Here is a 12,311-nt window from a genome sequence, read left to right as displayed (position 1 = left end):
ACCGGCCCTATCCCCGTCGGATGGCGGCCACGCCGAAACTGGAGCGGGCCGCCAGACGCACACAATTGCCGCCGGCCCGTTCGGCTTCATCGAGGGCCCATAGGCCGCGCGCCAGCAAATCGGCATAGACCTCGCCCTTTTCGCGCTCGGTGATCCCGATGCTCAGTGTGACGATCCGGTCCGGCATGCTCAGGCGTTCACCGGCCGCAATGCGCAGGGCTTCTGCGGCCCGGCGCGCGGCCATCAGGTTGGTCTGGGGGGAAAGGATAGCGAAATCGCGGTCGGCCATGCGCCCCACCAGAGCATCGTTCGAGACGTTATCGGCGATCAGCTTGGCCATCGCCTTTAATGGCAAGGCGGCGGGATGTTCCTGCGCGGTCGCCTTGATGGCGATCAGGGTCAGGGTCAGGTCAATATGTTCGGCCGGCTCGGTCTCGCCCAGCGCCAACGTCCGACGCTCGGCGTGGGTGGTAAAGCCCTCCCGGTTGAGCAGGCCGGTCTCGGCATCGCGTTCGGCCTTCTGGATCAGGCGGCCTGCCGTATCGCTGAGCATGAGTGCCAGCCCGCCGGTCGCCAGGATCAGCAGAAGGACGGCTCCCGATGCCGTTGAAAGTCCGGCATAGACCGTGCTGGAAAATCCTGTAGCTGTTGCTCCGACACCACCGGTCCAGAGCGCGAGGAAGGGCTTGGCCAGGAAATGCAGCGCCAGGGCGAGGAAAAGCCAGATAAACAACCAGTCGTGTCGCTTTTTCGCGCGCGAGCGCCAGATGACCGACAGCGAAAGAAGGCTCAGGAGCGCATAGGGGATCTGGTAAAGGAACTGGCGAACGAAATCCTCGCGCGGCAGGTCCAGAATGAGCCAGTAGAGCAGAGCGGATGCGGCCACGATGGCCCAACCACCACCGGGATGCAGGTCGACGCGGTATCGGATGGCCAAGCCATAGGAGACGAGAACGAACATGGCGACCATGGCCAGGGCGATCACCATCCGCGTCGGTCCGGGGTAAAAGCCGGTGGTTAGGACAATCTCGCCGAGAAAACTGGTAGCGGCGGCCGCAAAGGCCGCAGCAAACCAGACGGCGCCCCGGTTTTTGGGGTCAAAGCGGGCCAGGGCCAGAAACGCACCGGCCTTGATGGTGCAAAGGGCGACGATAACCCAAAATACAAGCAACGCGCCGGTCATGGTAGGCTGGTCCAAAATTCGTTGGCGCCCCCGCTGGAGGGCCGGGGGCTAGTCATTGTGCCACGCCATGAACAGCCCGGCGAACTGGCGTAACCCGTTCGGCATGGCTCTGCCAAGCCCATGTTTGTCGCAACGCTTGCGGCGGGATGGCCGTTGTCAGGCAAAGCACGGAAATTGGAGAAGGCGGAAATGGCAAAAGTGCTCAGTGAACTCCAGGATATAAGGGCATGGACGGAGGCCCGGGGCGGGAACCCGATCATGGCGGACATGCCGGACACAGGTGGCAGGGAACAGCATCTTTTAGGGCTGACTTTCGACCAGCACATGCTCAATGCCGATTCGAACGAAGGCCCTGACCGGCCGGGCAGTCATTTCGATCTCGTCGATTGGGACACCTGGTATGCAGCGCTCAAGGCGCAGGACCTTGTGCTTGTGGTCGATGATGACCTCGAAGGCGATACCTATGCCGATTACCGTTTCATGAGCCGCGGCGAGGCCGAAGATTCAGCGTAGTCCATCGTCGATGGCGTACATGTCGTCGTCGGAAAGCCCGAAATGGTGGCCGATCTCGTGAACGAGAACGTGGGTGACGATTTCGCCCAGCGTGTCGGTGTGCTCGGCCCAATAATCGAGGATGGGGCGCCGATAGAGCCAGACCCGGTTGGGCATCTGGCCGGTCTGGGGGATGATGCCGTCATCGGTCATCCCGATCCCCTCGAACAGGCCCATCAGGTCGAAAGGGCTCTCAAGGTCCATGTCCTTGCAGATTTCTTCGGTCGGAAACTCTGCGACCCGGCATTCGACGCCGCGTGACATGGACCTGAACGGCTCGGGCAGTGCCTCGAGCGCTTCGATGGCCAGTGCCTCGATGTCATCGAGGGAAGGGGCCGCCAGCGGCCCCCACAGTTTTGCATCGCCCTGGGACGGCTCGGCCATCAGGCGGTGGGCCACTCGCGGATATCGACAAAATGGCCCTTGATGGCTGCGGCGGCCGCCATGATGGGCGAGACCAGGTGCGTGCGGCCCTTAAAGCCCTGGCGGCCCTCGAAATTGCGGTTCGAGGTCGAGGCGCAGCGCTCGCCCGGTGCCAGCTTGTCGGCGTTCATGGCCAAGCACATCGAACAGCCCGGTTCGCGCCAGTCGAATCCGGCTGCGATGAAGATCTTGTCGAGGCCCTCGGCTTCGGCCTGCGCCTTGACCAGTCCCGAACCGGGGACAACCATGGCGTTGACACGTGGGTGAACCGTGTGGCCCTTGACGATCGCCGCGGCGGCCCGCAGGTCTTCGATGCGCCCATTGGTGCACGAGCCCAGAAACACCCGGTCGAGCTCGATATCGGTGATTTTCGTTCCGGCGGTCAGCCCCATATATTCGAGCGCCCGCTTTTTCGATGCGCGCCGGTTGGCGTCGGCGATGTCATCGGGATTGGGAACGGCGCCGGTCACCGAGATCACGTCTTCGGGGGATGAGCCCCAGGAAACGATCGGCGGCAGATTGGCCGCATCGAGCACCACTTCCTTGTCAAATGTGGCGCCTTCGTCGGTATAGAGCGATTTCCAGTAATCGAGCGCCATGTCGTATGCTTTGCCCTTGGGCGCGCGCGGGCGGTCCTTGACATAGGCGAAAGTCTTTTCGTCGGGGGCGATCAGCCCGGCGCGAGCCCCGCCTTCGATCGTCATGTTGCAGACCGTCATGCGGCCTTCCATGGACAACTCGCGGATGGCTTGGCCGGCAAATTCGATGACGTGGCCATTGCCGCCGGCGGTGCCGATCTCGCCGATGATGGCGAGGATGATGTCCTTGGCCGTCACCCCGTCCGGCAGCGAGCCGTTGACGGTGACACGCATATTCTTGGCTTTGGACTGGATCAGCGTCTGGGTGGCCAGAACGTGCTCGACTTCCGAGGTGCCGATGCCGTGGGCCAGCGCGCCGAACGCGCCGTGAGTCGAGGTATGGCTATCACCGCAGACGATCGTCATGCCGGGGAGCGTAAAGCCCTGCTCGGGGCCCACGATGTGGACGATGCCCTGGCGCATGTCGAGCTCGTTGTAATATTCGACGCCGAAATCGACCGCATTCTTGGCCAGCGTATCGACCTGGATCTTGGATTCCGGGTCGTCGATCCCGTGGGTGCGATCGGAGGTGGGAACGTTGTGATCGACGACGGCCAGCGTGCGCTCGGGCGCGCGCACCTTGCGGCCGGACAGGCGCAGACCCTCGAACGCCTGCGGGCTCGTGACTTCGTGGACGAGGTGACGGTCGATATAGAGAATGGCTGTGCCGTCCTCGTTATATGCGACAACGTGGTCGTCCCAGATCTTGTCATAGAGGGTCTTTGCGCTCATCGGGCCGTCAATCCATATCTCGTGAGGTATCCGTACCAGCGGGTACGGTTGGCTGTTTTACGCCCGCAACCCCTATTGGGTCAAGAGTTGCGGGCGATGGATTGAAGCGTGGCCGAGGGGCGAAGGGTTCAACCCTTTTTGGCCATTTCCATGGACTCGACGATCACCCTGCGTGCGTCCTCGACGCCGCCGATGCGCTCGATCTTGGCCCATTTGCCCGGCTCGAGATCCTTGTAGTGCATGAAGAAATGCTTGACGCGCTCGACCTGGATTTCGGGAAGATCGGTCACGTCGTTGATCCCATCATACATGCGGGTGAGCTTGGACACGGGAACGGCGAGAATTTTTTCATCCTGTCCGCCGTCGTCTTCCATGAACAATACGCCGACCGGGCGCGAGCGCACCACGGCACCGGGCACCAGCGGGCGGGAATTGAGCACGATGACGTCGAGCGGATCGCCGTCGCCGCACAGCGTGTGGGGCACAAAGCCGTAATTTCCCGGATAGCGCATGGGCGTATAGAGAAAGCGGTCCACGAACAGCGCGCCGGAATCCTTGTCGATCTCGTATTTGATCGGCTCGCCGCCCAGGGGCACTTCGATGATGACATTGAGGTCTTCGGGCGGGTTCTTGCCCGCCGGGATCGCGTCGATATTCATTTGCCGTTCAGTCCTGAACTTTGGGGAGGGGGAGTCCGGCAGCTTTTTGCCTATGGGGCGGCGCAATTGCAAGGTGTTTCGGGATCGGCCGCCGCGAAGGTGACGGGCTCTAGCTCCGCGCCAGATCGCTGAGCAGCCCGGCGGCGACCGAAAGTCTCGAAATCGTCAGATCGCCGGCGATCAGGTCGGCCACGGTTTCCCCCATGCGCGAAATCGTTGTCGCACGCGGGGTCTTCCAGGCCGCGATCCGGTCCTCGACCGGCCCATCACCGGATGAGAGGATGTCGGTCGTCAGATCGCGCAGGCCCCGGGTGAGGTTGGCGAGCGCCCTGTCGATGGCCATGCGGTCGAACCGGTCGGCGGCATCGATGGCCGCGCCCTGTTCGGTCAGCCGGCCCAGCCTGAACATTTCGATCACCGCAAACATCGCCCTGGCGGCATCGCGCACCTCGGCATTGCATTTGTGCGCCACCAGCACCGCATCGGGCGCCAGCGAGAGGACCGAGAGCGCGGCAATGGAGCGGGCCAGATCGGGTGGCGTACCCCCGGCCTCAAAGCCCTGTTCCTGGCTGGCAACGGCCTCGGCCAGGAAGGGAGAGACGAGGTCGGAAAGGGCCGCCCTTATGGTCGATATGCCGGCCCGATACCGTTCGATCATATCGGAAAGCCCGCCGGAAAAATCCTCGTTGCGCAGGAACCACAGGGCCATGCTCACCTGCAGACCCTGGACTTCGGCGTAGAGGGCCAGTTGGGTGTCGCCCGATACGCGGGTGTCGAGATCGTCGATGGCGGCGTTGAGCCCTGCCAGATCGAAACTGTCGCGGGCCGCCGCATAGGCAAAGGCAACGGCGCCGGGCTCGGCTGCGGTGATCGAGGTCAATCGTGTGACGAAAGCGGGTCCGCCGCGATTGATCATCGCATTGGAGAGCACCGTTGCGATTACCTCGCGCCGCAGGCGGTGGTTTTCGATGGTTTGAGGATAGCGCGATTTGAGCGTTTCGGGGAAATAGCGGAACAGCTCGCGCGCCAGATAGGGATCGTCGGGCACCGGGGATTTGAGCAGATCGCCATAGAGTGTCAGTTTGGCGTAGGCGAGCAGCACTGCGAGTTCGGGCCGGGTCAGCGCCGCCCCGCTCGCCGCCCGTTCGGCCAGCATCGCATCGTCAGGCAAGTATTCGACGGCCCTGTCGAGCTCCCCGGCCGCCTCGAGTTCGTCCATGAAATCGACCATGTCGGGAAAATCGGTCATGCCGCGTCGTTGGGCGAGGGACAGGGCAAGGGTCTGCAGATAATTGTTGCGCAGGCAAAGCTCGGCAACCTCGTCGGTCATTTCGACGAGAAAACTGTTGCGGTCCTCTATCGCCAGGCTGCCCGAGCGCACCATATCGGACAGCGCGATCTTGATGTTGACTTCAAGGTCCGACGAATTGACACCGGCGGAATTGTCGATGGCGTCGGTGTTGATGCGCCCGCCGTTGAGCGCATATTCGATGCGCCCGCGCTGGGTGAGCCCGAGATTGGCGCCCTCGCCGATCACCTTGGCGCGCACCGCCTGTGCGGGAACCCGGATGGCGTCATTGGCCTTGTCGCCCACCGACGCGTCGGTTTCATCGGTTGCGCGGATATAGGTGCCGATGCCGCCGAACCAGAGCAGGTCGATATCGGCCCGCAGGATCGCCGACATGATTTCGCTTGGCGAGGCACTGACCCCGGTCAGGTCCAGCAGCGTCTGCATCTGGGGCGACAGAGGAATGGATTTGGCCTGGCGCGAAAACACCCCGCCGCCTTGAGAAATCAGCGCGGCATCATAGTCCTGCCAGCTCGAGCGCGGTAGCGCGAACAGCCGCTCGCGCTCGGCTAGGCTTTTTTCGATGTCGGGGTCGGGATCGATGAAGATATCGCGGTGATCGAAGGCGGCAACCAGCCTGATTTTTGGCGATAGCAGCATGCCATTGCCGAAAACGTCCCCGCTCATGTCGCCGACGCCGGCCACGGTAAAGGGCTGGGTCTGGATATCGATGTCGATTTCGCGGAAATGGCGCTTGACCGCCTCCCAGCCACCGCGGGCGGTAATGCCCATCTTCTTGTGGTCGTAGCCGGCCGATCCGCCCGAGGCGAAGGCATCGCCGAGCCAGAAATCGCGGGACTCCGATATGGCGTTTGCCGTATCGGAAAAGCTCGCCGTGCCCTTGTCGGCAGCGACAACGAGATAGGGATCGTCCCCGTCGCGCCTGAAAATCTCCTCGGGCGGCAGGACGGTATCGCCGATCAGATTGTCGGTCACATCGAGCAGGCTGGAAACGAAAATCTTGTAGCAGGCCGTGCCTTCGGCCAGGAAGGTGTCGCGGTCGGGACTGGCCGGCATGAGGCGCGGCACGAATCCGCCCTTGGCGCCGACCGGCACGATCACCGCATTCTTGACCATCTGCGCCTTGACCAGTCCCAGGATTTCGGTGCGGAAATCTTCGGCACGGTCCGACCAGCGCAAGCCGCCACGGGCGATCGGCCCGCCGCGCATGTGGATGCCTTCCACGCGTGGGGAATAAACGAAGATTTCCCGCCACGGGCGCGGTTGGGGGATGCCTTCGAGCCGGGTCGCGTCGAACTTGATGGCCAGTGCCGGGCGCGGCTTGCCGTCTACGCGCTGATAGAGATTTGTGCGAACGCTCGCTTCGATCAGGTTGAGCAGCCGCCGGATGATCCGGTCTTCGTCGATCGAGGTGATGGTTTCGAGCCCGGCGGCGATTTCAGCGCGCAGCGTTTGGGCTGCGGCTTCGCGGTCCGCATCGATATGGGGATCATGCAGGGTGTGAAACAATTCGACCAGCGCGCTGGCCGTAGCCGGATGGACCGAAAGCGCCGTCCAGATGTAGGTCTGCGACCAGGCGATGCCGACCTGTTTGAGATAGCGTCCAAGCGCGCGCAATATGGCGACGTCCGTGTGGCCGAGCCCGGCTGTGAGGGTGAGCCGGTTGTAGCCGTCATTTTCGACCAACCCGCTGGAGACGGCCAGTATTCCGTCCTCGATGCGCCGTGCGCTTTCACCGAGATCGATTTCTGTGCCGTCGCTGGTCCTTATCGACATGGCGTGCAAAAAGCGGGGCTGCGGGCCGAGCGGGTGTATTGTGTAGGTGCGCTCGTCGATCACCGAAAATCCGAAATTTTCCAGCATGGGCACGCGGGCCGAGAGGGGAATGGGATCGGCTCTGTGATAGACGTTGAGCGTCAGGCTGGCGGGCCCCTCGGTCCCCCGGCTCAGGCGAACGGCCAGCGGATTGTCCGGTCCGAGCGCCTTGAACACGGCGATGTCGTCGAGCGCATCGGCGTGGGAGTGGGCCACCTGGTAGTCGGCGGAAAAGGCGCTTGCATAATCGGCGATGTCGCCGGGCCGGGGTGCCGCCGAAAGCAGGCGGTCGGCAAAGGTGCGCGTCAGTTCGGAAATTTCAGCTTCCAGCGCTTCACGATCGGGGCGGGGCGTGGGGCCGCCATTGCGCCCGATAATGAAATGAACCCGCGCCAGGTCACCTTCGGGAAAGTCGGGGGCAAAGGCCGAAACCCGACCTTCATAACGGGTGGCAAGATATTCGCCGATCCGGGCCCGGACGTTGGAATCGAAGCGGTCGCGCGGCAGGTAAACGAGCACCGAAACGAAATTGTCGAACCTGTCGATGCGGGGAAGAACCCGTACCCTGGGGCGGTCCGGCAACGTGGCGATCACATTGGCGAATTCGAAAAGCTCGTTCTGGGAAATCTGGAACAGCTCGTCGCGAGGGTAATTGTCCAGCGTGTTCATCAGCGCCTTGCCGGCGTGCGAGCGCGGGTCGAAACCCGATTGGCGCATCACTTCGGCAATCTTGCGCCGGATCAGCGGCACTTCGTGGACCGGGGTGGCCAGCGAGGCGGATGTGAAAAGCCCCAATATGCGCAGTTCGCCGGTGATGGTGCCGTCCGGATCGAAGGTCTTGATGCCCACGTAATCCATATGTACGCGCCTGTGCACAAGCGAACGCCTGTTGGCCTTGGTGACCATCAGGGGCTCGTCGGTGGCGAGGAAAGCAAGGTGCTGGCCGTTCATATGGACGTAGCGCGTGCCCTGACGCAGATAGAGGTAGTCGGGGTCGCGCAATATGCCCAGGCCCGATCCCTCGAGGGGCACGAGCGTGCGGTCCTCGCCTTCCCCGGTCAGCCGGTATTCGCGCATGCCCAGGAAGGTGAAATTGTGATCGGCCAGCCAGGCGAGAAAATGGATCGCCTCGGTCAGGGCCTGTTCGCGCATGGCGGGCGGGTGGGCGCGATAGGCGACCACGGCATTGCGCAGGCGCTCGAGCATGTCGCGCCAGTCGACAACCGCGGCGCGGACCTGTGCCATGGTCTGGGTCAGTTCCTCGGAAATCACCGAGAGCGCATGGGGGTCGGACGGTGTGTCGATATGGACCTGGAGCACGCTTTCCTTGCGGGCGCCTTCGGTCTCCTCGATCACCCGCCAGGGGGTGACGGTGTCGTCCACGACGACGGCGGGATGGGTCATGAACCGGATCGAGCCGCCCGCGGCCCTGATGGCGGCGAGGGCGGAATCGACGATGAAGGGGGTATCGGCCGAATAGATGTCGATGATCGTCACTCCCGAAATCATTTCGGGATCGGGCGTCCAGATGCGAATCTCGGCCTTGCCCGGGGTGCGTTGGCCGATATGGGAAAACGCCGTCTCGAGCAGCGTTTCAAGGGTCGGGGGCGGATAAAGCAGCAAATCCTGCTCGTCGGCCGAGCGCAGCGCGTTGGTCACGAACCGCGCCAGGTCCGGCCTTTCGGACCTCAGGGCGATCAGGCGGTCGCGCCAGGGGCGCAGGGCTTGGGTGGTGTCGATCATCTCCCGGCGTCCCTCAACGTCTTCCGGTATAGTGGAGAGCTTATGCCCTTGTCGCGGGAAAGCCAATATCAGCTTTAGGATTCAAGGACATAAGACGTTGGTATCTGTCAGCTTCGCTGCCCTTTCGAGCCGGCAGCCATCGATTTAACGCAAAGAGCCGGGCAGGGTTGCCCGGCTCTTTCGGTTTGTGGTCCGCTTCCTTAATGGAGCACGGCCAGAAGCAGCAAAGCGATGATATTGGTGATCTTTATCATCGGGTTGACGGCAGGACCGGCTGTGTCCTTATAGGGATCGCCCACAGTATCGCCGGTCACCGAGGCCTTGTGGGCCTCGGATCCCTTATAGTGAGTCTGGCCGGTCGAATCGGTAAACCCGTCCTCGAAGCTCTTTTTGGCGTTGTCCCAGGCGCCGCCGCCCGCGGTCATGGAAATGGCGACGAAAAGGCCGGTAACGATGACGCCCAGCAACATGGCGCCCAGAGCGGCGAATGCGGCCGCCTTGCCGGCGATCAAAAGGATCACCCCGAACACCACGAGCGGCGAGAGCACGGGCAGCAGCGAGGGCACGATCATTTCCTTGATCGCGGCCTTGGTCAGCATGTCGACGGCCCGGCCATAATCGGGCTTTTCGGTGCCGGCCATGATGCCGGGCTTTTCGGCAAATTGCCGGCGCACCTCGACCACCACCGATTGGGCGGCGCGGCCCACGGCGGTCATGGACATGCCGCCGAACAGGAACGGCAACAAGCCGCCGAACAACAGCCCGACCACCACATAGGGATCGGCCAGCGAAAAGCTGATTTCCCCGACGCCGAAATAAAAGTCGCCTTCCACCGCTTCACCGATGAAATAGGCCAGATCCTGGGTATAGGCGGCAAACAGCACCAGCGCGCCGAGGCCCGCCGAACCGATGGCGTAGCCCTTGGTCACTGCCTTTGTCGTGTTGCCCACGGCATCGAGCGCGTCGGTGTTCTTGCGCACTTCATCGGGCAGGCCGGCCATTTCGGCAATGCCGCCGGCATTGTCGGTCACCGGCCCGAAGGCGTCGAGAGCGACGATCATGCCGGCCAGCGCCAGCATGGTGACCACCGCAACCCCGATGCCGAACAGTCCGGCCAGCGAATAGGTGACGATGATGCCCGCGATAATGACAAGCGCCGGCAGGGCCGTGGATTCGAGCGAAACGGCAAGCCCCTGGATCACATTGGTACCATGGCCGGTGATCGAGGCCTCGGCGATCGAATTGACCGGGCGCCGGTCGGTGCCTGTGTAATATTCGGTGATCCAGATGATCAGCCCGGTGATGACGAGACCCGCCACCCCGCACCCATAGAGTGCCCAGGGGGTGAAAGCGATGTCCCCGACCGCAATGGAGCGGCCCATGTCGCCAAAGATCAGCCACATGACCGGAACCAGCGCGACCAGCGAGAGCACGCCGGTGGCGATGACGCCCTTATAGAGCGCGCCCATGATGTTGCCCGAGGCGCCGAGCTTGACGAAATAGGTCCCGGCGATCGAGGTCAGAACGCACACCCCGCCAATGGCGAGGGGCAGGACCATGCCGATCAGTTTCAGATCGAGTGGCAAAATGATCGCGGCCAGCACCATTGTGGCGACGATGGTCACCACATAGGTCTCGAACAGATCCGCGGCCATACCGGCGCAGTCGCCGACATTATCGCCCACATTGTCGGCGATGGTGGCGGGGTTGCGCGGATCGTCCTCGGGGATGCCCGCTTCGACCTTGCCCACCATGTCGCCGCCCACATCGGCGCCCTTTGTGAAGATGCCGCCGCCAAGCCGGGCGAAAATGGAAATCAGCGAGGCGCCGAAGCCAAGCGCAACCAGAGCGTCAATCACTATGCGGTCGGTGGCGTCGAACCCGACGGCCAGCAACACAAGGAAATAGACGGTGACCCCGAGCAGGCCCAGGCCGGCGACCAGCAATCCGGTTACCGCCCCCGACTTGAATGCGAGGTCCAGCCCGCCGGCCAGTGAGGTGGTCGCCGCCTGGGCGACGCGCACATTGGCGCGCACCGAAACGTGCATGCCGATGAAGCCGGCCGCCCCCGAGAGCACCGCACCGATCAGAAACCCGATCGCCGCGTAAATGCCGAGCAGCAGCCAGGCCACGACAAGGATCGCCACGCCGACAATGGCGATGGTGGTGTATTGGCGTCTGAGGTAGGCGGTAGCGCCTTCGCGGACCGCGTTCGAGATTTCCTGCATGCGCGCGCTGCCGGCATCGGCGGCCAGAAGCGAACGCGTTGTCACGACGCCATAGACGACCGACAGGACGCCACAGGCAACGATCAGCCATAAGGCCAAAGTCATAGTGATATTCCCCTCACTTTGCGCACGGACCGGCGCCTGACGGATTCGGCACGATGGCCAATCCCCGGACCGGACCGGTTTTCTTCCCTTCTCTGGCCGTCGCCAAAATTTCCTCTCCCCTGGCGACAGCAAAGACCCGCATTTATTGCGGCCGGGGCCGAGGATGGCCCAAGATCAACGTAGAGGCAATCCTCTATTCTTGTGCTTTATTTTGGTCAGTATTGCTGGCTTATTTGTATCTACCGGCTTGAATTGCAATAAAGTTCGGCAGGCATCAATGTTGACCTATCGGGCAGCCAGGCTTTCCAGCGCAGAAAACAGGGGGCCGGGTTCGCCGCGGACCAGAATCACCTTGGTTCGGCTGGTCTGTCCGCTGGCAAGCGTGAGGGCGGATTTGGGGAGGGAAAGCGCCTTGGCCAGAAGGGCGATGACTGCCGTGTTGGCCGCGCCCTTGTCGGGCGGGGCGCACACCCTGACGGCGAGCAGGCAGGCGCCGTCGGCGCGGATCCGGGCACCCTCGATCCGGTTCGCGTCGGCATTGGGGGTGACGCGCAGGCCGACCCGCGCGCCATCGGCAAGAAGAGTATAAAAGGTGGGGCCGGTCACAGCCCCTGCATGGCGACCTGACGCATGAGCGGATAGAGGATCACCAGCCTGATGAAATAGATCGCCAGGAACAGAACGATCGGGGAAATGTCCAGGCCGCCGAAATTGGGCAGCAGGCGCCGGATGGGTGCCAGGAGCGGATTGGTCAGTTGCCAGAGCGCGTTGGCGATCGTTGCGACGAACTGGTTGGACATGTTGAGGATGTTGAAGGCCAAAAGCCAGCTCACGATCACCTGGGCGATCATGATGAAGATGACGAGGCTCAAGACCACGTCGACAAATTGTAAAAGCCCAAACAGCATTGGCGGTCCCTTTATG

The 12,311-nt window shown here is 62.8% G+C and carries 9 protein-coding genes; 1 reads left to right on the top strand and 8 read right to left on the bottom strand.

Features of this window, described 5'->3' with window-relative positions; genetic code table 11:
- Positions 1-7: 7 nt before the first annotated feature.
- On the bottom strand, positions 8-1,183 hold the full coding sequence (locus KKY_RS15855) for a GGDEF domain-containing protein (RefSeq protein WP_014132387.1): 1,176 nt from the start codon (positions 1,181-1,183) through the stop codon (positions 8-10).
- Between the two features lie 189 nt (positions 1,184-1,372).
- Between KKY_RS15855 and KKY_RS15850 the strand changes: the two genes are divergently transcribed.
- Positions 1,373-1,696 carry a hypothetical protein gene (locus tag KKY_RS15850; RefSeq protein ID WP_014132386.1) on the top strand — a complete coding sequence of 108 codons (324 nt, stop codon included), beginning with the start codon at positions 1,373-1,375 and terminating at the stop codon, positions 1,694-1,696.
- Here KKY_RS15850 and KKY_RS15845 read toward each other — a convergent pair.
- From KKY_RS15845 to KKY_RS15815, 7 genes are all read right to left on the bottom strand, one after another.
- Complete coding sequence (locus KKY_RS15845; protein WP_014132385.1) at positions 1,688-2,119, bottom strand: metallopeptidase family protein; 432 nt, start codon at positions 2,117-2,119, stop codon at positions 1,688-1,690. The two genes, KKY_RS15850 and KKY_RS15845, sit on opposite strands and share 9 nt — an antisense overlap.
- Positions 2,119-3,528, bottom strand: a complete 1,410-nt coding sequence (leuC, locus tag KKY_RS15840; protein ID WP_014132384.1) for a 3-isopropylmalate dehydratase large subunit — start codon at positions 3,526-3,528, stop codon at positions 2,119-2,121. The genes KKY_RS15845 and leuC overlap by 1 nt, the downstream gene beginning before the upstream one ends.
- Before the next feature lie 128 nt (positions 3,529-3,656).
- Positions 3,657-4,187 carry an inorganic diphosphatase gene (ppa, locus tag KKY_RS15835; RefSeq protein ID WP_014132383.1) on the bottom strand — a complete coding sequence of 177 codons (531 nt, stop codon included), beginning with the start codon at positions 4,185-4,187 and terminating at the stop codon, positions 3,657-3,659.
- 109 nt (positions 4,188-4,296) lie between these two features.
- The gene (locus KKY_RS15830; RefSeq protein ID WP_014132382.1) at positions 4,297-9,054 is read right to left on the bottom strand and encodes an NAD-glutamate dehydrogenase; all 4,758 of its coding nucleotides are present in this window, start codon (positions 9,052-9,054) and stop codon (positions 4,297-4,299) included.
- Between the two features lie 200 nt (positions 9,055-9,254).
- On the bottom strand, positions 9,255-11,387 hold the full coding sequence (locus tag KKY_RS15825) for a sodium-translocating pyrophosphatase (protein WP_014132381.1): 2,133 nt from the start codon (positions 11,385-11,387) through the stop codon (positions 9,255-9,257).
- Positions 11,388-11,672: 285 nt separating this feature from the next.
- The gene (locus KKY_RS15820; protein WP_014132380.1) at positions 11,673-11,993 is read right to left on the bottom strand and encodes a DUF167 family protein; all 321 of its coding nucleotides are present in this window, start codon (positions 11,991-11,993) and stop codon (positions 11,673-11,675) included.
- Complete coding sequence (locus KKY_RS15815) at positions 11,990-12,295, bottom strand: YggT family protein (protein ID WP_014132379.1); 306 nt, start codon at positions 12,293-12,295, stop codon at positions 11,990-11,992. Before KKY_RS15815 ends, KKY_RS15820 begins: the two co-directional genes overlap by 4 nt.
- Positions 12,296-12,311 lie beyond the last annotated feature (16 nt).

Origin of the sequence: Pelagibacterium halotolerans B2, assembly GCF_000230555.1 — a bacterium.
In the GTDB taxonomy this organism is placed as follows: domain Bacteria; phylum Pseudomonadota; class Alphaproteobacteria; order Rhizobiales; family Devosiaceae; genus Pelagibacterium; species Pelagibacterium halotolerans.
The sequence above is the reverse complement of the archived record's forward strand: the minus strand, read 5'-3'. Positions and strand labels throughout refer to the sequence as shown.